Genomic DNA, 25,221 nt, shown 5'->3' with positions numbered 1-25,221 from the left:
ATTAAGATTTTTCAACTCTCGTGTTGCTTTGATGAATATTCTTTAGGTGATACACCATAATAAGCTTTAAAGGATTTTGAAAAATGTGATAAATTGGAATACCCGATCGCATAACCTATTTCTCCGATGTTAATTTTACTTGTTGTAAGCAGATAGGCTGCCTGTTTCATCCGAATGTTTTTGATGAAATCACGGGCCGACTGATTGGTCAGCTCTTTTAATTTTCGATGCATATGTACTCTGCTGATTCCAACACCATCGGCCAGCATTTCAACATTTAGCTCACTGTTAGAGATGTTATCTTTAATAATTGCCATTACTTTTTGCATCAATATTTCGTCGTGCGATTTTATTTCTATATTTTCTATTTCATGTTCTTTCTTAGTCTGTAATTTGCTGTATATCTTTTTCCTGTTTTCTAAAATATTAGAAATCATTTTAAGGATAAATTCACTTTTGAAAGGTTTTACCAAATACATGTCGGCACCCGTTTCAATGCCCTCTGTTTCATTTTCTTCCTTAGAAAGTGCCGTAAGTAAAATAACAGGAATATGGTTGGTTAGAATATTTGTTTTTATTTTTTTGCACAAAGTGATACCATCCATTTCCGGCATCATAATATCACTAATAATCAGATCTGGTTTTTCGTCCAATAAAATTTCATGAGCTTTTTTACCATTTTCACACGCCACTACTTTATAATAGGCAGATAATTCATTGTACAGATAGTTTCTGATGTCAACTTCATCATCAACAATCATAATCTTGTAATTGGTTTTGCGTTTTACGCTTTTATCAACAGGAGTTTGGATGTTCTCTTTTGATACCTGCGAAATATATTTATGTGACGGAGCCTGAAAAGCTGTTTTTTCTGTGATAAGATCTTTTGGGGAAAGATGCTCATTTCCAAGAGGAAGTGTAATGATGAATCGGCTTCCGGTTTGGTCATTACGGTTTTCGGCCAAAAGTTTGCCTTTGTGTAAGCTAACCAATGAACGGGAAAGATGCAAACCAATGCCTGTACCTGTTGATTGTTTCGTATCCGGCGAATAAACTTGGTAAAAGCGATCAAAAATTCGCTCAATTTCACTTTCCTTAATTCCAACACCTGTATCGCTGACAGTTATTTTTACCTGTTCATGTTGATGATTTCCTTTTCCAATGGTTTCTTTTGTGATACTTAATTCTATTTCACCTCCTGAAAGTGTAAATTTAAAAGCATTTGATAATAGGTTGAAAATAACCTTTTCAAAATTCAGAGGATCTATCCATACCTCAATATCCGGATCGCTGGTAGTTATACTGAAAGATATGTTTTTATCGTTGGCTAACAGTTCGAAAGATTGAGCTATCTCCTTAATAAAGCTGTAGATGTTTGTTTGTTGAAATTTTATAAGGATCTGTCCTTTGTCAATTCGTCTCACATCCATCATTTGGCTAACCAAACGGTATATTCTATTGGCATTTTGCTGCATAATAAAGAACAGCCTCGAGTTTTTCTCACCAAAATCTTGTTTGATTAATTTTTCTAAGGGATCTAATATTAACGATAAAGGGGTTTTAATTTCGTGTGATATATTGATGAAAAACTGCATTTTCATTTCATTCACCTTTTCGGCGTGCACGCGTTTCACCTTCTCCATGTATAACAGAAATATTCCATAAATAAAAGTGCCGGTTAATAGTATCCATAAAATTTTTGCCCAAAGCATTTTATACCAGGGGGGGTAGATAATAATGGTAAGTTTTCTTGGTGTTGAGAGGTTCTCTTTATCAACGGCACGCACCCAAAAGGTATAGATTCCATGATTTAAATTGGTGTAGGTAGCCCTTTTATTGGTCGAGTTTGTTACGTTCCAGCTTAAATCAAAACCTTCCATTATATATTCGTAAGAAACGGCTGTTTGATTCGCAAAATCGGCTGAAGTAAATTCAATTGAAAATACATTATCCTGTTCGCGAAGCCTGATTGTATCTGCAAGAACTATTGATTTATCCAAAATTACATGCTTACCCGATTTATCACCAATTTTCACTGGTTTGTCGAAACTTAAAAATTCTGTAAGAATAACATCTCTCACTTCTCTGACGATAGTTGCATAATCTTTGCAGATTTGTGTAATTCCATTTATACCACCAAAAAAAAGTTCTTGTTTATCTGATTTAAAGGCTGCATTTCTTGAGAATTCATTTGCCTGAATACCATCGTAGGAATAATAGTTGGTAAAAGACTCATCTTTTGGATTGAATCTGGACAATCCGTTATGTGTTCCAATCCATAGTTGGTTGTATTCATCTTCAACTATTGAACAGACCACATTGTTGCATAAACCATCGTTGGTATCATAGAAGCTGGAGCTATCACCGTTTATTTTCACCAATCCTTCGTAGGTACCAACCCATATGTTATTTTCACTATCGGAAATAATACAGTCGACGGTGTTATTTTTTAGCAGTCCGTTTTCTTTCGAATACTGAGTTAGTGATTTTGTTTTTAGGTTAACATGAAAGAGTCCAACGTAGGTGCCGATCCATAAATTTTGAGCTTTATCAATGTAAACGCAAAGAATCCATTTAGGAATTTTTTCATTCAGCGATTTGGGAATGTCTAGTCCGTCGTAGTACAATTCTTTTTGAGTGTCAAATCTACATATTCCATCATCTAAGGTTCCTATAATCAGTTGGTTCTGGTTGTTTTTTGTGATTGATGTGATTTTATTATAAGTTTTACCTGAAGTGTTGTTCTTTTTAGTAGTAAAGGTCTTAAAGTTTCCGTTTTTCTTATCATATCTGATAAGACCATTAATATATCTGCCTAACCATAGATAGTCGTTTGTATCATTATACAGAGTAAGAATATTCTCTCCAACAAAAATTCCACTTTCATTTTTTAAAGGGATGTGTTTAACTTTTTTAGTTGATCGGTTCAAATAATACAGGCCGTCTCCATCTGTTGCAATCCAAAGTTCTTTTTCATTTCCGTCAATTGCCGTTATACAGCTTGATCCGATACTATTTTGATCAAAGGCTTTGTATCCATAAGTCTTAAATGTTTCCTGCGATTCGGGTAGTAAGTAAATGCCTTTTTGAAAAATACCCAACCAAATATTACCCGTTTTATCTTCAATAATAGAATGAATTTTACTCTTTAAAAAATCGAAAGAGGCATTCACAGTGGTATAGTTTTCCAATAGGTTTGATTCTTTGTTCAATAGCTTTAAGCCAAAACCATCTGTTCCTACCCACAGCCGATTTTTTGAATCAAAAAGAATATCTTTTACCGGAAGATTATCTTCATTTTGGTTTGCACAGTTGATTGGTTTTACAACTCCGGTTTGTTTATCTAACTGAGCTAATCCACCGTTTAAAAACCCTATATATATAATGTCCTGATCTCCTTCACAGATACATGAAATTTCTTTATTCAAGAAGAATGTTTGATTGTTTTTGGATAAGGTGAAATTCTTAATTTCCTTCGTGTCCGGATCAAAAGAATTTAAACTCTGGTTGGAAGCGATCCATAATGTTCCTTCTTTGTCTTCAAAAATATCTATCAGACTATGTTTGCCCAATTGTTCATTTAGCTTTTCACAATAATCTGGTTTTAGGGTGTTTTTATCGATTCGAATCAATCCATGCCCTGTTGTTGCCAACCAAATGTCACCATTTGATGATGTTATCATACAGGATATAAACAGATGATCTTTTTGATGAGACAGAGCTAATTCTATTTCATGGAAAGATTCTGTTTCATGATTGTATATTTGCAATCCATTTATTTGAGCAACCCATAAATTTCCCTTTTTATCTTCAGTTAATGCGGTTACAAAATTGTTTTTTAATGTATTGCTAAGATTTATATTGTTTGCGTAGGACTTAAATTTGATTCCATCAAATCGATTTAATCCATCTTCGGTAGCGACCCATAAAAAATTTAAATGATCTTGGTAAACCTGATTAATTAAACTATTGGATAATCCTTCGTTATAGTCGAATAATTTTTTTTTTTGAGAAAAAGCGGATATTGAGAATAAGAGAAGAAGAAGTGTGATATATTGTTTTGAGCGCATAGTTTTGTCAGTTTTCATTAATGGTGTCTAAAAATATTAAAAAATACTCAAGAGTGTGAAAATTACAAGCCTTAATTTAAGCTTAACAGCACAATGTAACCAATAGGAAAGATAATGTAACAAATATGTAATTCGCAGTAACTAACAGAAAATAGTTGGTAACAAGAGTGTTTTAGTTCAAGAAGAGACTATACGTATCTTGTAGTCCAAAGAAATTAACACTTGTAATACTGAATACCATATTACTATGGCTGAGGTAAAAAAGTGAGTTTGATAAAAATGAAGAATCTGATTTGTTAACCCTAATATGTTTTTAGCCATTGCGATGAATATATTTTATAATTCAAAAATTAGTAAAAATGCACAATAAATATTTCTTGATCATATTTTTGTATTTAATGACTTTGGGTAATTGGGCTTCAGGTCAAAATAAATTGGATGGTTCTGGGTTGTGGTTTACAAATATGGAAACGAATGAAAGTGGACGGTATGCTTGCCCTTCTATTATTTATATACCACAATTATCTCCAACCTTTACTATCATTCATAAAGAACTCAAAAACGGTCTTCATAAATTGTATAATAAGGAGGTGAAGGAAGTAAGCCAATTGAATTCAAATGGTTTATGTGTTGGTACATCTTGCCAAAAAGATTTATCATCTTACTTTAAGAACGAAGAGTTGAGTGTATTAGGGAATGACGGTTATATCATAAGAACAGTAGGCAATAATGTTACCATTATTATTGCCAATACAGATTTAGGAGCATTATATGGTACCTATCATTATTTAAGATACTTACAAACTGATAATGCACATAAAGCAAATTTCGACATTGTTGAAATACCGTCATACCAAAGAAGAATTCTGAATCATTGGGATAATTTAGACGGCACGGTTGAAAGAGGATACGCTGGTCATTCAATTTGGCAATGGGAAGATCTTCCAGAAAAGATCAGTCCAAGATATGTGGAATATGCTAAGGCAAATGCATCAATAGGTATTAATGGAACTGTATTAAATAACGTTAATGCCAAACCCGATATTCTAAAACTGGAATATCTGGAAAAAGTAAAAGTGTTAGCAAATACTTTTCGCCCATACGGAATCAAAGTTTATTTGTCGATTAATTTTTCCTCACCAAGTGCATTAGGTGGATTAGAGAATTCTGATCCTTTAAAAGAAGAAGTACAGAATTGGTGGAAGGAGAAGGCCAATGAGATCTATTCATTAATTCCTGATTTTGGCGGTTTTTTAGTGAAAGCTAATTCTGAAGGACTGCCCGGACCTCAGGATTTTGGAAGAACACATGCTGACGGTGCCAATATGCTTGCCGACGCTTTAAAACCACATGGAGGCATTGTGATGTGGAGAGCCTTTGTTTACAATTCCAACGGAAACGATCGCGCTAAACAAGCTTATGATGAATTTAAACCTCTGGATGGGAAATTTCGCAAAAATGTAATACTTCAAGTGAAAAACGGCCCTGTTGACTTTCAGCCCAGAGAGCCATTCAGTCCTTTGTTTGGTGCATTGCACCAAACTTCCCTGATGCCAGAATTACAGATAACACAAGAATATTTGGGTTTTTCGGACCACTTGGTTTATTTAGGAACACTGTTTAAGGAGTTTTTAAACTCAGACACCTACACAAATGGAAGAAACTCTACAGTATCCAGGATTACCGACGGATCTGTTTACGATGACTCGATAACAGCTATTGCCGGGGTTGCTAATATAGGTTTAGACAGTAATTGGTGCGGACATCATTTTGCTCAGGCCAATTGGTATGCTTTTGGTCGTTTGGCCTGGAATCATCAATTATCTGCCAGGAAAATTGCAACGGAGTGGTTAATGCAAACCTTTTCACACGATCCGGATTTTCTGAATCAAATGTCAGGTGTAATGATGGAATCCAGAGAAGCCGTTGTAAATTATATGACACCACTGGGATTACATCATTTAATGGGGTGGGGCCATCATTATGGTCCAGAACCCTGGTGCGAGATTTCCGGAGCAAGACCAGACTGGTTGCCAACTTATTACCATAAGGCAGATAGCATTGGTATTGGATTTAACCGATCATCAAGCGGAAGTAATGCAGTCAGTCAGTATGCAGAACCTTTGTTTTCAGTTTATAACGATCCTGGACTTTGCCCGGAAGAACTTTTGCTGTGGTTTCATCATTTGCCATGGAATTATGAATTGATTAATGGCAGGGATTTATGGACAGAATTGTGTTACAGATACAGCATGGGTGTTGAACAGGTAAAATATTTTCAATGCACCTGGAATTCTCTTCAATCAAAAGTGGATAAAAATAGATTTAATGATGTGCAAAATAAATTGGCAATACAATTAAAGGAAGCTATATGGTGGAGGGATGCGTGTTTGCTTTATTTTCAAACTTTTTCCCACAGACCAATTCCTTCTCAACTGGATCAACCAAAATATAAATTGGAAGATCTTAAGAAACTTAAATTTTTAAAGACTCACCATAATTAATGATTACTAACTACTAAATTGTTTTATTAATCAATTTCTAAATTTATGAAAAAATGTTATCAAAAAAGAAGAGTGATTGCTATTATGCTGTTTCTCTTTCTAACAGTACATTTTGGAGCAATAGCGCAAAGCTTTTCGCTTCAGGGAACAGTTAAAGATGTAAAGGGAATCCCTTTACCAGGTGTTAGTATTTCCATAGTTGGAACTACTCAAGGAACCATCACAGATATAGATGGAAAATATTCTTTGGAAGTGTCTGGAGATTCACAGTTGAAATTTCAGTTCATTGGATTTTTAGCTGAGATTGTGAGTATTAATAATCAAACGACAATTGATGTTACTTTAAAAGAGGATGTTGTGGGCCTTAGTGAAGTAGTAGTTGTTGGTTATGGTACCCAACGTAAAGAAGCTGTAACGGGTTCCGTTGCTAATATTAAAGGTGAAGTGATGCGGGAGGTGCCATCTGCAAATATTTCGCAAGCTTTACAGGGACGTATAGCGGGTGTGAATATGCAGCAAACCTCAAGTAAACCCGGTGCACTAATGCAAATTCGTATTCGCGGGTCACGATCGCTATCAGCCAATAATGACCCCTTGGTGGTACTTGATGGAATGCCATTTTCGGGATCTATAAGCGATATCAACCCTACTGATATTAAGACTATTGATATTCTAAAGGATGCTTCTGCAACAGCTATTTATGGTTCGCGTGGTGCAAATGGTGTTATAATGGTAACCACTAAAACAGGGAAAAAAGGAAAAAGCGCTCTGGTCACCTATAATGGTTATCAAGGTATAAATACTGTTTTTTCTGACTACCCAATGATGGAGGGATCCAAATTTGTTGAATTACGTAAATTAGCCAATAAGTATACAAATGGAGTGGATGAAGCCGATGATGTAAATACAAATTGGCAGGATTTGTGGTATCGAACCGCTAATGTAACCAATCATAATATTGCAGTTACAGGTGGTACTGAAAAAGGAAGCTATAGCTTTAGTACTGGATTCTACAAAGAAGAAGCTGTAACTCCAGGAACGGATTTTAGCCGATTAACTTTGCATGGTTCTATTGATCAGGAAATAGGTAATTATTTCCGTATAGGTTTTAGCACAAATAATAATTATACCAATAGTAACAATGGAATGGGTATGTATGGTGTTTTAAGCATGTCTCCCATCGCGGACCCTTATGATGCTGATGGTAATTGGAAAAGAACCATAAAGATGCCATTAGATGAAAACTGGAATCAGACAAAAGATATTGTAAATGCTTTAGGCGATAGATACATTGATAAAAAGAAGGCATTTGCTTCTTATAACACCTTGTTTGGTGAAGTGAAAATACCTGGTATAGAAGGCTTAAAGTATAGAATTAGTCTTGCTGGTAATTTACGCACGACCAACGATGGAAATTATACCGGAGAAGGTGTAGGTAGTTCTAATGCAACCACTGTTTCTACAGCCGGCATTAGTAACTCACGAAATACTAATTGGGTAGTTCAAAATCTTTTAACCTACGACCGTAGGTTCGGTAAACATTCTATTAATGTTGTAGGTTTGTATTCTGTGGAGGAAACGTTGTATAATAGCTCTAATGTTTCTGCTAAGGATATTCCAGCAGATGCTTTTCAATTTTATAATCTGGGCCGTGCTGCAGGAGAAATTACTGTTAATCCGGAGTATCAGAATTATGAAAAAAGTGGATTGATGTCTTATATGGGACGTGCAATGTACGCCTATGATAATCGATATATGATTAGTGCTACAATACGTTCCGATGCTTCTTCAAGGTTGGCAGAAGGACATAAGTGGCATACATACCCTGCTTTGTCAGTAGGTTGGAATATTGCAAATGAATCCTTTATGTCTGATATCACCGCTGTAAATGCATTAAAACTTCGGGTTGGTTTTGGACAAACTTCAAATCAATCTGTAAAACCATATGCTACACTAGGTGTTTTAAAAACCAGACCCTATAATTATGGGACTACCTATTCTACTGGAACTTATGTAACAGAATTACCTAACAATGATTTAGGATGGGAATTTTCTAAAACCTGGAATTATGGCTTGGATTTTGCGCTTTTGAATCACCGATTGACTGGTGCTGTTGAGTACTATATTACGAAAACGGAAGATGTTCTGTTAGGTGTTGGCTTACCTCCTACATCAGGAGTTTCAAGTGTAACTCAAAATATTGGGACAACAGAAAATAAAGGATTGGAGTTTTCTCTTAACGGTGTGATTCTGGATGATGTAAACGGTTGGACATGGGATGTTGGTGTTAATTTTTATTCCAATAAAAATAAATTAACCTCTCTGGCTTCGGGACAGACTAGAGATGAAGGAAACTGGTGGTTTGTTGGACATCCAATAAATGTTGTTTATGATTATAAAAGAATAGGAATTTGGCAGGAAGGTGATGCAAACCTTCAAGACTACGAAGAAGGTGGAAATGTAGGTATGATAAAGGTTCAGTATTATGGTGATTACGATGAAAATGGTATACCTACAAGAAAAATTGGACCAGAAGATTTACAGGTAATGGACCTTGAACCTGATTTTCAGGGTGGTTTTAATACTCGCGTTGCATATAAAGGGTTTGATTTTAGTTTGGTTGGAGCTTTTCAACATGGCGGGACTCTCATCAGTACATTATACTCGTCAGGAGGTTACCTTAATATGTTAACCGGACGTAGGGGTAATGTAGATGTTGATTATTGGACGCCTGATAATACTGGCGCCAAATATCCTCTTCCAGGAGGTAGTCAGTCGGGTGATAATCCTAAATACGGCAGTACATTAGGTTATTTTGATGCATCTTATGTAAAAATACGTTCTCTATCTCTTGGTTACAATTTCAGCCAAAAAATTATTGAGGCTGCTGGTTTTGATAAATTAAGACTTTATGCTACTGTACAGAATCCATTTGTGTTATTCTCGCCTTATACTAGAGAAACCGGTTTAGATCCGGAAACCAACTCTTACGGAAATGAAAATGCAGCAGTTGCCTATTCTGATAACATGAAACGTATACTTACTCAGGGATATAACACTCCTTCAGTTCGTAAATACGTGATCGGCATCGAATTAACATTTTAAAAATTAAAAAATTATGAAATTTAATTATATAAAACCTCTTATAGGAACAATGTTGATGGCCATGTTCTTTATAGCATGTAACGATGTATTAGAGGAACAACCACGTAGTAAGTATACTCCTGAATACTTTAAAACCGAGAAAGGTGTTTTGGGAGGAATAACCTCTCAGTATGCACACCTGCGGTATATTTATGGTAACGCATACTATTTCAATTCTTGCCTGACAGGAACCGATGAAGTTACATATGCGCAAAGTGCGGATGGAAACTTTAAGGATATGGATATGTCAGGTGTAGGGTCGATTACTGCAACAGGTGCTAATACTAATGTTTTATGGGGAAATGCGTTTTCTAATATAAACACAGCAAGTGGTATTATAGAGAATGCTGAGATTATTGGCATTTCAGATGAAATTATTGCTGAGGCTAGGTTCTTCCGTGCATTTGATTATTTTTTACTGGTACAAACTTTTGGTGGAGTTCCTTTGGATTTAGGTGCTGGAGAGCTAAAGTTTAACACTAGTGCCTCAAGAACTTCTGTGCGAAACACAGTTCCTGAAGTTTATACCAAAGCTATTTTTCCTGACTTGTTAACTGCCATAGAAGATTTGCCGGCAACAGGTCGGGTAACTGGAGCTGCGACTAAAACTGCTGCTCGCATATGTTTGTCTAAAGCCTATTTAACTTATGGATGGTGGTTACAAAACCCAAACAATATTCCGACTTATCCTGCAAGTGACAGAATTGACCCTAGTGGGCATGATGCTTCATGGTATTTTCAACAAGCTTATAATGTGGCAACAGACGGGATTGCTGATCCAGGACCTTTTGGTTTAATGCCAACATTTTATGATCTGAATGTGGGTAAAAATGACCGTAATAAAGAATGTGTGTTATATGCTGATCATACCGAGGACAGCGAATTTTATAATGGATCCAGCCTTACTTATGCTGGTGGCGGTGATGCAGATAATTTTGCTGTTTGGATGTTGACCTGGAATTATACAGTGCTTCGAAGTGATGGTGTAAGTTCTGTTCAGCGAGAAGCAGAACAACACTTGGGTAGACCATGGACACGTATGGCTCCCACTATCGGTGCTGTTAAAAATACCTTTGCCGATAAAACGAATGATTCGCGTTACGATGCAACATTTACTACTGTATGGCGTGGTAACTGGCCAAAGGGTGGAGTCGCTGCAACATCTTTAATTAATGCGAATGGTATGTCGATTGTACCTGGTGATGCAGTATTAACAATTTTGAACGAGGACGATCCAGCTCTGGTTTGGGGAACTGACGCAGCTACAGGTGGTAATGTTGGCGCCGGCACATTACCTGGAAGGTCAGATTTTGTTATGAATCCAAGTGGTATAAGTAGATATAAGTATCCGGGATTTTGGAAGCTTGGTGTTTATCGTACTGACAATGGGACTTCTTTGGGGCAACCTAATGCAGCATCAACTCGTCCATTCAATATATATAAATTCTCGGAGTTGTATTTTATCGCAGCCGAAGCAGCTGTAAAGGGTGCAACAGGAAGTAAAAGTGCCAGAGAATTGATTAATGTTATCCGTGCTCGTGCAGGAAAGTGGAGCTTTGATAATAATGGGAATGTGGCTAAAGATGTTGATAACAGCGCTACTATGATTGCTGCCACTCCAACTACTTTAGACATTAACTATATTTTAGCTGAACGTTCACGGGAATATTTTGGTGAAGGGTATCGTTGGTTCGATTTGGTACGTACACAGAAATGGGCGGAAATCGCCGGCAGTTATGAAATTTGCGGATCCGGAGTTACAGATCACACACCTAAAACCATAACACGGACTATAACACCTGATTTTTATCTTCGACCTATTCCACAAGGCCAGCTTGATGGTATGGAAATGAGCGAGGCTGAAAAAGCAGCTTATCAGAATCCAGGATATTATGAGTAAAAATGGATATTAATAATTGATAAACCGCATTTTCGTAAATTGGAGTTGCTAACATCAATTCCTTTTGAAAAGAAAGTAGGTTTGATATGTTTATTTAGTAAGCAATAGTAAGAATAAACTGTCCGTAGGTCCAACTTGCGGACAGTTTTAAAATTAAAAGAGTTTTACGGAATTGAAATGTAATATTACAGAAGTATCCGATATTTTTGAATTGAGACAATTGATTGCGTATTTCTAAACATTTAAGTTTTTCAAAATTAAGAAGGCTGATTTATAGGTGAAATTTTTTTAAAATTACAGATGCTGACTTTTTTTATAACAATTAGGTTGGTTATCGAAAGTTTCATCTGTTTATAATTTTTATTTTACGGCCATGGAACTTACCATATAATCATCTTCCTGTTTGTAGAAAGCTTTATACATGGACGTTTCATCTGCTTGTTAACAGGGATTTAATTCCCTGATGCCTGGGGTAATGTGTTTCAGTTTAATGATAAAAACAAATAAAATCAATATGATAAGATTTATTGTGTTAGAGTTGATTGTCTTGTTCAGTATAATCTCTTGTAAAAATGGTACAGGTAAGGAATTAAGTGAGAATAAATTTGTGTCTTTTTCAGTAAATGAGAACAATTTCCCGATAGTAAAATCTCAACAAGGCACTTCCATATATATTGATGATAAAGACTATTCAGGTGTAATTAAAGTCGCTGAATTATTTCAAAAAGACATCGAAAAAGTAACAGGAGTAACTAGTCCTTTGCATATTGGAAAAAATCCTCAGGGTACTGTTATCATTATAGGAACAATTGGAAAAAGTCAATTGATAGACGGATTAATTAAGTCTGGTAAGTTAATTGTAGATGATGTAAAGGGGAAATGGGATAATAGTTTAATTGAAGTAATTGAGAATCCTTTACCAAACGTTGATAGAGCTTTAGTGATTGCCGGGAGCGATAAAAGAGGCACAATTTACGGCATGTTCGATATTAGCCGTAAAATGGGAGTTTCTCCTTGGTATTTTTGGGCTGATGTTCCTGTAAAAAAGCACTCCGAGGTATTTATTAAAGCAGGCAGATATAATTTGGGTGAGCCAAAAGTTAAATATCGCGGTATTTTTTTAAACGATGAGGAACCAGCTTTAGGACGATGGGCGGTTGAGAATTACGGCGGATTCAATCATCAAATGTATGAGCATGTTTTCGAATTGATTTTACGCTTAAAAGGCAACTTCTTGTGGCCTGCTATGTGGTGGGCAAGTTTTAATAGCGATGATCCGCTAAATGCTCAGCTGGCAGATGAATTTGGAATTGTAATGAGCACATCACATCATGAACCATTGATGAGAGCTCATGCAGAATGGAAACCATACGGTGGAAAAGCATGGAATTATAAGAGCAACAAAAGCCAATTGGATGCTTTCTGGAAAGAGGGGATTGAACGAATGGGTAATAAGGAAAGTGTTATTACTCTTGCTATGAGAGGAGATGGCGATGAAGCCATGGAAGAAGGAACCAACATCGAACTACTGGAAGATATTGTTGCCAATCAACGAAAAATTATAGAAGAGGTGACTCAGAAGCCAGCTAATGAAACACCGCAGGTTTGGGCTTTATACAAAGAAGTTCAGGAATATTACGACAAAGGTATGAAAGTACCTGATGATGTTACACTATTGTTTTGTGATGACAACTGGGGAAATGTTAGGGTATTGCCGGAACCAGAAGCGGCTGAACGTTCGGGAGGTTACGGTATGTATTATCATTTTGATTATGTGGGAGGTCCGCGTAATTACAAGTGGCTCAATACAAATCCATTACCGCGGGTTTGGGAACAATTAAGATTAACGTATGAACACGGGGTTGATCGTATTTGGATTGTGAATGTCGGCGACTTGAAACCAATGGAGTTACCTATTTCATTTTTCTTCGACTATGCATGGAATCCTGAGTCGGTTACAGTAAATGAATTATCAGAATATACAACGAATTGGGCATCAGAACAATTATCTGGAAAATATGCAAAAGAAATCGCTGAACTGCTGGATTTATATACAAAATATAACAGGCGTCGCACACCTGAATTATTGGACAATCATACCTATAGTTTGATTCATTACCGGGAATTTGAAAAAGTAGTTGAGGATTACAATCGTTTAGCACAAAGAGCTAAGAGTCTTTATGATATCATAGATGAGGATCAAAAAGATGCCTTTTATCAATTGGTTTATTTTCCAGTAACTATTTGTGCTAATCTGAATGAAATGTATTTGTATGTGGCTAAAAATAAGCAGTATGCTAAAGAAAATAGAGCTGCGACTAACTTGATGGCTGATAAAGTAGTTGAACTTTTTAAACGTGATTCATTGCTTACTCTTGAGTTTCATACTGAATTAGCTGATGGTAAGTGGAATCATATGATGGCACAGCAGCATATTGGTTATACTTATTGGAATCAGCCGGACAGTAATACGATGCCTCAGGTAACCTATTTGAAAGTGCCGGAAGTAGGACAGCTTTGTATAAAGATTGAAGGGAAAGATAAAATTTGGACAAGGCATGATTCTACCGCGAATCTTTCAAATTTCGATAATATCAATCAGCAGGAATTTTATTTTGAGATTTTCAACACCGGAAAAAGAGCAATAGATTATAAAGTTGAAGCCCCTGAGTGGTTAAAAATCAGTGGAGTTGAAAATAATCTAAAAGAGGAAGATCGGCATTTTGTTTCTGTTAACTGGGATCAACTTCCTGTCGGCAATTCAGCAGGAACAATTTTTGTGTCTGGTAATGGTCAGGTGATTGAACTAGGTGTTATTGCAGATAAAATTGATCTGAATAAAAAGAAGTTACAAGGATTTATTGAGAACAACGGAGTGGTAAGCATTGAAGCTGTAGACTTTAATTCAAGCAGTACCAGTCAGGGATTTGATTGGGAAGTGATAAATGGTTTGGGGAACACAAAAGGAGGTGTAACATCATTGCCGGTAAATAAAGGTTATCAGGAGTTTAGTAAGGACAATTCACATTTGGAATATACATTCACATTGCTTAATAAACCTAAAAATGATTCCATTACTCTTTTTATGTGTTTGGCACCAACGCAGGATTTTAAGAATAAAGACGGATTAAAATATGCGGTATCTGTAGATGATGAAGAACCTCAGATTATTAACCTGCATGAAGGTTGTATAGGTAAGGATTGGAATTACGCAGAATGGTGGTGTACAGCGGTATCCGATAATAAATTAGTAAGAAAGTCAAAGCACAAACTGAATAATACAGAAACCCATACTGTAAGATATTGGTTGATTGATCCGGGAATTGTGCTTCAAAAATTGATGATTGATAATGGTGGACTCAAACCATCTTATTTGGGACCTCCGGAGTGTAAAATGTACAAGTAAAATTCAGAAATAAAAGTGATTATGGAAACTACAGGAAATAAATTTATTCTTCTTTTATCATTTATATCTTTATTTTTTTTCTTAAAACAAGAAAGAGTATTGGCTCAGCCTTCGGGAGGACCATATGGTCCAATACATAAAAGCTATGATTTACCAAATGTTGATGGTACCATCTATTATGTATCTCCGGATGGGAGTAAGGATGCAAAAGGTCTTAAGCTATCGGAGCCAACCAATATTGAATCGGCTGTTGAAAGGGTGAAAACGGGTGATGTCATTGTTTTGAGAGGCGGAATTTACCGTACAGGCAATTTGACCTTGAATCAGGGAATAACAATGCAGCCCTATAAAGATGAACAAGCTGTAATAAAAGGGACATTAGTTGCAACTGAATGGGAAAAATTAAAAAATGGGTTGTGGCGTACTTCATGGTCACATTTATTTCCATCCAAACCTCAGGATTGGTGGGTAAAGGATGTGTACGGAAAAATAACTCCCTTACATCGGTTTAATGATGATTTGGTTTTTGTTGATGGACGTTTTCTGCAGTCAGTAGGTTGGGAAGGAGAAGTTAATGAAGACACATATTTTATTAATTACGAAACCCAACAAGTTTATATTGGTACCGATCCAACAAATAAAGAGGTGGAAATTACTGCTTTTGCAACCGGATTGGTTCGAACAATAAAGGATGTGCATGGCAAAGTATCTGATGGGATCGGACCGGTAATTAAAGGAATTACAATTACTCAATATCCTTTTCGGATTATCGAGGTTGAGGGGTATTATCCGGAAGGTTTGTCAGCTGATTATGAGCATGGCAATGATGTTGTTGGTACAACTATAGAAAATTGCACCATGAGCTATTGTGGTCGAATTGGTGTGAATCTGATAGGCGATAAAATAAGCTTTAAGCATTGTAAAATTAGCGATACAAGTACTGAAGGTTTATATTTGGTTAGCTCCGATGATGCTTTAATCGAAAAGAATATTTTCACACGTAATAATATTGAGAATCTGGTTGGCTATTTTCCTGCAGCAGTAAAAATATTTAATCAAAGTAATCGGGTTGTGTTTAATGATAACCTTGTAATTGATCTGCCAAATTCAAATGGTGTGTGGTATGATGTTGGTAATGTTGATGGTCGATTTATTAACAATTGGGTTGAGGGGGTTGGATTCCCTAACAATAACTTTCAGCCACATAGTGTTTGGCCTTCGCGTAATGGATTCTTTTTTGAAATATCCAAGGGCGCCGTTTGTGCAGGTAATGTGTTTACGAATTGCGATCATGGTATTCTGATTCTGAACAGCAATAATGTAAAAGTGTATCAGAATACGTTTGTTAATAGTCTGGCTTGTTTTGGAAGAAATGAGCGAAGTGCTCAGGGAGATCATTTCGGTTGGCATCCGAGCACCGGACCTGATGTTGATGAACGCACCGGACATGAGTTTGTGAATAATCTGATGGTGAAAGATGAAAAATACAACGGTCCACTCTTGTTGATCTGGCAACCCGATGTTTTATGCGGAGAACTAAAAGAGCCAGCCCTTAAATATTTAGATCACAATGCTTATGTGAGTAAAAATGATGTTAAGCTTGATATTTGGCTGAGCGATACTAAAAATGCTGAATGTCAGGCAAATTATAGTAATCCTGAAGCTTTTTACAAGCAACATCCGGAATATGCAAAAAACAGTATCGGTTTAGCTCGTTATAACGGACCATTATTTAAAAGTCTTTTGTTAGGCAATTATGAGTTGTTATCGGATTTTAAAGGGAAAGGTGCAGCAACATCATTACCTGAAGAAGTATATCAGTTATTGCAAAGTCCCGTAAATCCTAAATTGCCATTTGTTGGAGCATATCCTTTCCCAGAATAGTATCGGATATAAAGTTTTGTAGGTAAAAACGAGATCCTGATATTGTGGAAAAAACGATATAAAATAGAACAGGTGAATATATAAATCAGTAAAATGATTTGAGGTAAAATAATAGAAGAATGGGGGAATTTATATTGTCCCATTTTCTATGTTTGATGGGAGAGGTTTGAATATTGGAGAGGTTTCTTAAGTCAGGATGGAGATATCTGTTCGCTGTGTTTTCTGTTTGTTTAGACAGGAATCAGGTGCAGTGCATTACTACCAATTTAATTTCAAAACAGACTTAATTAAAATGAATTAAGTTTTAGCTGTATCGAGGCAAAAAAGTAAAGCATAGCCAATTTACGATGCATCTTTTTAACGAAGATATAGCTGAAAAGAAATTTTTTATAAGGCCTGTTTTGGTGTTAATTTGGGATAAGATAAAATGTGGATTTTTCTTACTGCTCAATACCCCAAAATTACTTTTAAGGAAGATAGTACACTACTACAGTAAGGTGTGTTTTTTATTTGTAACAATTAGTGTGCGGTTTTTTTACCATTGATTTATTGTATTTAAAACATATGGCTAAAACAAAGATGTAACCAAAATGAAATTAAATGTAACGGGAATGAAAAACATGTAACAAACTAACAAATTTGTGTAACACAGCATCACGAGAGTTTATTTCGATACAAGTATTTTTGGTTGACAGTTTGGGTGGCTCGCACAGTAATTAAAGTTTATAAGGAGCCACTTTTTTAATAAATAACATCGAATAATAAAGTCAGTATTAAATATTACAAAATGACATTAAAATCAGATAAAGTATCGGTAGTTGAAAAGATTGGCTACAGTTTAGGCGACCTTGCGGCTAACCTCATTTTTCAAACGTTGATGACGTTTTTAGCCTTCTTTTATACGGATGTGTATAAGATTCCGGCAGGAACAGCCTCCGTAATTATTTTTTCAGGAGGTATGATTGGAGCATGTTTTAACCCGATAATGGGTGTTATTGCTGATCGTACCAAAACAAGGTGGGGGAAATTTCGTCCATGGATTCTTTGGACATCAGTCCCTTTTGGGCTTATGGCCTTATTGGCTTTTAGTACGCCGCAGTTTAGTCCGGGAGGTAAAATTGCTTACGCATTTATTACTTATATCTTATTAGTACTACTTTATAGTGCCAATAATTTACCTTACTCGGCTTTGAGTGGCGTTTTAACAGGAAATATGGGCGAACGTAACAGTATTTCATCATATCGTTTTACTGCAGTAATGGTTGCTCAATTCATAGTGCAAGGTTTATTATTGCCTATGGTGTTGATATTTGGTGACGGTGATAAGGCAAAAGGCTTTGAAAATGTAATGGGAGTTTTTGCACTTGTTGGTATTGTCTTTTTTATCATCACTTTCTTAACAACAAAGGAACGTGTGGTTTCGACTCAAACAGAAACAACATCGGTAAAACAAGATGTTAAAGATTTGATGAAAAACAGGCCGTGGATTGTAATGCTTGTTGTTACTGTATTCGTATTTATTACGCTGTCGCTGAAGGGGGGGATGTATGTATTCTATTTCGAAAATTATTTAAGTGAACAACATTTAGCGGTTTTTTTAAATGATATTGGCTTTAATGCTTTTATTAATGGTTTAAATAATCTTCTGTCAAATATGGGCTTTGTGGGTTTCTTGTGGCCCGAAGATGTTGCAACATCAGGTTTTAGTCTTTTTAATGCCGGAGGAATCATTTTCATGATTATTGGTATTATGTTTTCAAAGGGTTTGGCCGATAAATATGGCAAAAGGGATGTATTTGGAGTGAGTCTTTTTCTTTCCACTTTATGTTTGCTTTTATTTTATTTTTATTCTCCGGAATCTATAGCTTTGGTATTTATAAGTCAGTTGTTGCATGGTTTCTTTTATGGTATTACCACACCGCTGTTGTGGGCAATGATTGCCGATGTTGCAGATTATTCCGAATGTAAAAATAACCGTAGGGCAACTGCAATTATTTTTTCAGCAATGATATTTGGTTTAAAAGCAGGTTTGAGCGTTGGTGGAGCTTTAGTTGCAGGAATTTTAGCAAGTTATGGGTATAATCATCTGCTGGATGTTCAAAGTCCTGAAACAATTAATGGTATAAAACTTTCTTTAAGCGTATTTCCAACTATTACATTTTTTATTGCAATAGGATGTTTATTCTTCTACAAGATTGATAAAAAGAAGGAAGTAGAGATTGAAGATGAATTGAGCAAAAGACGAGGATTAATGACTGATTTTAAGCGTTCCTAGATAGTGATTTGTAGGAGAATCGTTTTTCAGGCATCGAACTTGATGATCCTAAGAAAAAAAACATTTATTGCTTAGTTTGGCATAAAATACAAATTAGAAAACTTATAATTAATGAATCGATTTAAAAAAATATACACCCCCGGTTTTTTGGCGTTTTTACTGCTTGGAGTATTGTGCAGTTGTTCAAAAACAGAAGTAAAGCCAGTATCATTGAAATTGGCTGTTGGCGATAGGTTTTATATAGGTACAGCATTAAATAGTGCCCAAATAGATGGTGCTGACACCTCTGCCATAAAAATCATTAAGCAACATTTTAATGCTGTTGTTGCTGAAAATGTGATGAAAAGTGAAGTTGTTCAACCTGTTGAAGATGAGTTTGATTTTGATATGGCGGATAAATTTGTCCGGTTTGGGCTTGATAACAAGCTATTTATAACGGGGCATACTCTAATTTGGCATTCTCAGGCACCAAATTGGCTTTTCGTAGATAAGCAAGGAAATGATGTTTCGAGAGATGTTCTTATTGAAAGAATGAGAAGTCATATACACACAGTGGTAGGTCGTTATAAAGGAATTATAAAAGGCTGGGATGTTGTAAATGAAGCTATTTTGGATGATGGAACCTGGCGCAAAAGCAAATTTTATGAAATAATTGGTGCAGACTTTGTTAAGCTGGCATTTGAATTTGCGCATGAAGCCGACCCGGAAGCTGAGCTTTACTACAATGATTACTCGATGGCGAAAAAGGGGAAAAGAGAAGGAGTTGTGGCTATGGTGAAATCATTGCAGGAACAAGGAGTAAGAATTGATGGTATTGGCATGCAGGGGCACATCTCAATGGATGATCCTACGATTGAGGATTTTGAGAAAAGCATAGTGGCTTTTTCCGAATTGGGTGTTCAAGTGATGGTTACGGAGCTGGATTTGACTGTTCTTCCTATGCCAAATATGAATGCTGGAGCCGATATAGCTTTAAATTTTGAATTTAAGAAAGAGTTAAACCCATACGCCAATGGACTTCCTGATTCGATTAGTACAAAAATGACAGAGCGTTATCAGGATTTTTTCAGATTGTTTTATAAACATAGCAATAAAATTAGCCGTGTTACCCTTTGGGGAGTTAGTGATGCTCAGTCATGGCGCAATTATTGGCCTGTTAACGGACGTACAGATTATCCTCTTTTGTTTGACAGAGAGTATAAAGCAAAACCAATTGTTGAAAAAATAATTAACGAAGATCTGTAATCGTTTAAAGAGTTTATTACAAAGTGTTATTTAAATAAGAATTTGATACACTTATTCTATCGATTTAATAATATGAATAAAGCTTGATAAAAGAGCTTGAAAAAAATAAAATAATGAAGAACCCAAGGTATTTAGTTGATGGTTTATATACCGCAGATCCATCAGCACACGTATTTAACGGCAAGCTATATATTTATCCATCTCACGATATTGAATCAGGTATTCCTGAAAATGATAATGGCGATCATTTTGATATGCGAGATTACCATGTATTTTCAATGGATGATATAGATGGTGAAGTAACAGATCATGGAGTTGTTTTGGATGTGCAGGATGTGCCTTGGGCCGGTCGTCAAATGTGGGATACTGATGTTGCTCATAAGAACGGTAAGTATTATTTATATTTTCCGGTAAAAGATAAAACAGATATTTTCCGCATCGGTGTTGCAGTAAGTGATAAGCCTGAAGGGCCTTTTGTTCCTGAAAAGCACCCTATTATTGGAAGTTATAGCATCGATCCTGCCGTTTTTGAAGAAGAGGATGGTCAGCATTATATGTATTTTGGTGGTCTTTGGGGAGGTCAGTTGCAACGTTACCGAAACAATAAAGCACAGGAGTGTGGTTCCGAACCTGCCGATGATGAGTCTTCATTACCGGCTCGGGTTGTAAAAATGTCAGATGATCTGTTGGAATTTTCCGAAGAACCTAAAAGCCTTGTTATTTTAGATGAAAATGGAGAGCCTTTAAAAGCTGGAGATCATGATCGTCGCTTCTTCGAAGCATCGTGGATGCATAAGTACAATGGCAAATATTATTTTTCTTACTCAACCGGAAATACTCATTTGCTTTGTTATGCTGTTGGAGAATCACCTTATGGTCCTTTTACTTACAAAGGAGTAATTCTTACACCTGTAGTAGGCTGGACTACGCACCATTCTATTTGCGAATTTAAGGGGAAATGGTACCTGTTTCATCACGATTCCAAGCCATCAGGAGGAAAAACATGGCTTCGTAGCATGAAAGTTACAGAGTTGGAATACAATGAAGATGGTTCTATTAAAACAATTGATGGAATGGCCGATTAGGCATGTGTTTTGATTGTTTAAGACAAGAGAATTCAATTTTTAAATTATAGTTAAAAAAAATTACGGAATGTATTTTAATCGAAAAGCTCTTTCTTTTATTCTTTTGAGTAGTCTTTTTTTGATGCCTTTTATGGTATCAGCTCAGTTGCGTTTGCCTAAACTGATCTCAAATGGATTGGTGCTTCAGCGTGATGTGGATGTCAAAATTTGGGGCTGGAGTGCGAAGAATGAAAAGGTATCAGTTAACTACAGAGATTCTCTGTATAAAACCATTGCCGATGATAAGGGAGAATGGTTTGTTATGCTTCCTGCACAGAAAGCCGGTGGCCCTTATGCAATGAATATCTGCGCAAGCGATACGATTCATCTTAAAAATATTTTAGTTGGTGATGTTTGGGTTTGTTCAGGTCAGTCCAATATGGAATTGCCCATGCGAAGAGTGAGTCCTCTTTACAAGGATGAGATTGCAAAAGCTGATAACAGAAACATCAGATATTTTGAAGTGCCAAAGAAATACAATTTCAACACTGTTAAAAATGATTTGCCGGATGGAAATTGGGTAGATATTAATAAGAACACGATTAATAATATTTCAGCAGTATCTTATTTTTTCGCCAATAAATTAAATTTAGAATATAATGTTCCTATTGGGATAATTAACAGCAGTTTAGGTGGCTCTCCGGCACAAGCATGGTTGAATGAAGAAGCACTTAAAGAGTTTCCGTTGTATAGTGCTGAATTGCAAAAATTTAAAAGTCAAGCTGTAATTGATTCAATTGTGCAAAGTGATAATCGTAGAAGTAATAATTGGTATCAAAAATCAACAGTAAATGACGAAGGTCAGAAAGGAAACTGGCGGGCTAAAGATAGTAATACTTCCGATTGGAGTAGCATGACCATTCCTGGTTATTGGGCTGATGGGAAGTTGGGAAATGTGAATGGTGTTGTTTGGTTTCGAAAGGAAATTGAAATTCCTGCTGAATATTGTAACAAAGAGGGCTTACTAAATATGGGGCGAATTATTGATGCTGATTCAGTCTTTGTAAACGGAAAATTTATAGGAACAACCAGCTACCAATACCCACCGCGTCGATATACTATTCCTGCAGGAATATTGGTTGAAGGAAAAAATACGATTTCGATTCGTGTGATCAGTAATGGTGGAAGAGGTGGTTTTGTAGCCGGTAAGCCATATCAAATCGTATTCGATGATTTTCAAATAGATCTTAAAGGAGAGTGGAAGTACAAACTGGGAGTGGCAATGGAGCCTTTACAAGGACCAACTTTTATCAGATGGAAATCAGGAGGCTTATACAATGCAATGATTGCTCCATTATTGAACTACAAAATTAAAGGAGCGGTATGGTATCAGGGAGAGTCTAATACTGGTCGCCCCAATGAGTATGAACATCTGTTATCATCTCTTATTAAAAATTGGAGAAAGCAATGGGGGCAAGGTGATTTTCCTTTTTTATGTGTTCAGTTACCTAATTTTATGTCGCCTAAAGATCAGCCGTCAGAAAGTAATTGGGCGATGTTAAGGGAAGCTCAGCTCAAAATATTGTCAATTCCAAATACAGGAATGGCTGTAACCATTGATATTGGAGAGTGGAACGATATTCATCCACTTAATAAGAAGGATGTAGGTGAAAGATTGCTTCTTGTGGCAAAAAAGATTGCTTATGGCGACGATCATGTTGTTTATTCAGGTCCAGTGTATCAATCTATGAAGGTTGAAAAAAACAAGGTAATTCTTTCTTTTGAAAATGTGGGAAGCGGGCTTCTGGCGAAAGGAGATGGAGAGTTAAAAGAATTTGCAATAGCAGGGAAGGATAAGAAATTTGTCTGGGCAAAAGCAAAAATTGTTGGCAACAAGATAATTGTGTGGAGTGATCAGGTGAAAAATCCTAAGGCAATCAGATATGCCTGGGCCGACAATCCAAATAAAGCAAATCTGTTTAATCAGGAAGGCTTGCCTGCTTCTCCTTTTAGAACAGATACTTGGTAGTTGATACGTGTTGAGAATTTTAATCACCAAAGCATAACTGATGAAGAAGAATGTATTTTCACTGATGATATTATTTTTGCTCGCAATTACAGCACTTAGAGCACAAGAAAATACCACAGAAACGAATAAAACTTACGAGAACCCAATTTTAAGAGGATTTTACCCCGATCCATCAATTTGTCGGGTAGGTGATGATTACTATTTGGTCAATTCTTCCTTTGAATGGTTTCCCGGAGTACCTATTTTCCATAGTAAAGATTTGGTAAATTGGAAACAAATAGGTCATGTGTTGGACAGACCTGAACAGTTGCAGCTGAATGAAGGATTGAGAGCATCGAGAGGTATTTTTGCTCCTACGTTGCGTTATCACGATGGTTTATTTTATATGATAACGACTTGTGTAGGTTGCAAAGGTAATTTTTACGTTACGGCAAAAGATCCTGCAGGGCCGTGGAGTGATCCTGTTTGGTTAAATACACCAGGAATAGATCCTACTCTTTTTTGGGATGATGATGGAACTTGTTGGTATGTTGGAGCTCATAATATTTCAGGGAAACGTGAATGGGAAGGTCAGAATGGAGTTTTTATTCAACAACTTGATTTGGAGACAAAACAACTTTTGGGTGAGCCGGTTCAGGCCACTTTTGGTCATGCCACAAATGCAGTTTGGGGCGAAGGGCCACACCTTTATAAAGTAAATGGCCGGTACCTGTTAATGATTGCCGAAGGGGGCACAAGTTTCAATCATGCCATAACGGTTTTTGAAAGTGACAAAGTGAATGGTAAGTATACACCTTCAAACATTAATCCGGTATTAACTCATCGTAATTTAGGACGCGATTATCCTATTTCTGCTGTTGGGCATTGCGATATTATTCAAACACAAAATAATGAGTGGTGGGCTGTAATGTTAGCTGTTCGTTTGTGTGAGGGAAAAAATTTATTAGGTCGCGAAACTTATCTTGTGCCAATGGAGTTTGAAGATGGTTGGCCATTGTTTAATCGTGGAGTTGGTAAAGTGCGTTTCGAGGAAAAAAGGCCCAACTTGCCTTGGACACCTGTTGAGTCGTATCCTGTTCGCGATGATTTTGATGATGATAATTTGGCTTTGAAATGGGTTTTTCTGCGCACACCGTATGAGAAATGGTATGATATTTCAAAAGGCAAAATTACTTTGGATACTCGTCCTCAAATGATGACGAAACTTGAACAACCATCATTGTTGGTACAGCGAATCAGCGAATTTTCTTTTGAATCTTTTACAAAAGTGAATTTTAATCCTGCCAATGATAACGAAGAAGCTGGTTTTGTTGCTGTTTATAATAATGCACGTAATTTCAGATTAGTGAAATCATCAGAGAATGGTGAAAATGTTGTAAAACTTTATCGCGTAAAAGAAGGTGATGAAAAGTTGGTTGCTATGGAGCGTGTTAAGTCAGGCAATTTAATTTTGGGCTTAAAAGCAAATAAATTAAAATATCAATTTTATTTTGGCAAGGATAAAACTTCGCTTCAGCCTATTGGCGATATTCAGGATGCTACTGTAAATGCTAGTCAGAGCGGTACCGATTTTACCGGACCTATGATTGGTTTTTATACCAGCAGCAATGGTCATGAGTCTACAAATAAGGCTGATTTTGACTGGTTTGAGTATGATGCTAAATAGGTAACAGTCTGTTAATTTTATTAAATATTTCAAG

At 36.2% G+C, this 25,221-nt stretch carries 11 protein-coding genes; 10 read left to right on the top strand and 1 reads right to left on the bottom strand.

Features of this window, described 5'->3' with window-relative positions:
- Positions 1–11: 11 nt before the first annotated feature.
- A complete protein-coding gene (locus ACY0M5_RS17120) occupies positions 12–4,088 on the bottom strand; it encodes a two-component regulator propeller domain-containing protein (protein ID WP_461629996.1) in 4,077 nt (1,358 codons plus the stop codon).
- Between the two features lie 341 nt (positions 4,089–4,429).
- Here ACY0M5_RS17120 and ACY0M5_RS17115 point away from each other — a divergent pair, with 341 nt between their 5' ends.
- The 10 genes from ACY0M5_RS17115 (at position 4,430) to ACY0M5_RS17070 (ending at position 25,187) form a co-directional block, all read left to right on the top strand.
- A complete protein-coding gene (locus tag ACY0M5_RS17115) occupies positions 4,430–6,574 on the top strand; it encodes an alpha-glucuronidase family glycosyl hydrolase (protein ID WP_461629995.1) in 2,145 nt (714 codons plus the stop codon).
- A 45-nt stretch (positions 6,575–6,619) separates the two neighbouring features.
- Positions 6,620–9,679: a SusC/RagA family TonB-linked outer membrane protein gene (locus ACY0M5_RS17110; RefSeq protein WP_461629994.1), complete on the top strand. Its 3,060-nt coding sequence runs from the start codon at positions 6,620–6,622 to the stop codon at positions 9,677–9,679.
- 13 nt (positions 9,680–9,692) lie between these two features.
- A complete protein-coding gene (locus ACY0M5_RS17105) occupies positions 9,693–11,618 on the top strand; it encodes a RagB/SusD family nutrient uptake outer membrane protein (protein WP_461629993.1) in 1,926 nt (641 codons plus the stop codon).
- A gap of 514 nt (positions 11,619–12,132) precedes the next feature.
- Positions 12,133–15,024, top strand: a complete 2,892-nt coding sequence (locus ACY0M5_RS17100; protein ID WP_461629992.1) for a glycosyl hydrolase 115 family protein — start codon at positions 12,133–12,135, stop codon at positions 15,022–15,024.
- A gap of 21 nt (positions 15,025–15,045) precedes the next feature.
- Positions 15,046–16,908, top strand: a complete 1,863-nt coding sequence (locus ACY0M5_RS17095; protein WP_461629991.1) for a right-handed parallel beta-helix repeat-containing protein — start codon at positions 15,046–15,048, stop codon at positions 16,906–16,908.
- Positions 16,909–17,695: 787 nt separating this feature from the next.
- Positions 17,696–19,183, top strand: coding sequence for an MFS transporter (locus ACY0M5_RS17090; protein WP_156194595.1), 1,488 nt, complete (start codon positions 17,696–17,698; stop codon positions 19,181–19,183).
- Between the two features lie 111 nt (positions 19,184–19,294).
- On the top strand, positions 19,295–20,428 hold the full coding sequence (locus tag ACY0M5_RS17085) for an endo-1,4-beta-xylanase (protein ID WP_461629990.1): 1,134 nt from the start codon (positions 19,295–19,297) through the stop codon (positions 20,426–20,428).
- 113 nt (positions 20,429–20,541) lie between these two features.
- On the top strand, positions 20,542–21,513 hold the full coding sequence (locus ACY0M5_RS17080) for a glycoside hydrolase family 43 protein (RefSeq protein ID WP_461629989.1): 972 nt from the start codon (positions 20,542–20,544) through the stop codon (positions 21,511–21,513).
- Positions 21,514–21,580: 67 nt separating this feature from the next.
- Complete coding sequence (locus ACY0M5_RS17075) at positions 21,581–23,521, top strand: sialate O-acetylesterase (protein WP_461629988.1); 1,941 nt, start codon at positions 21,581–21,583, stop codon at positions 23,519–23,521.
- Between the two features lie 40 nt (positions 23,522–23,561).
- A complete protein-coding gene (locus tag ACY0M5_RS17070; RefSeq protein WP_461629987.1) occupies positions 23,562–25,187 on the top strand; it encodes a glycoside hydrolase family 43 protein in 1,626 nt (541 codons plus the stop codon).
- Positions 25,188–25,221: the final 34 nt, after the last annotated feature.

Origin of the sequence: Labilibaculum euxinicum, from assembly GCF_963678175.1 — a bacterium.
GTDB classification, from domain to species: domain Bacteria; phylum Bacteroidota; class Bacteroidia; order Bacteroidales; family Marinifilaceae; genus Labilibaculum; species Labilibaculum euxinus.
Note: the sequence above shows the minus strand (reverse complement) of the source record. Positions and strands in the feature narration are given on the sequence as shown.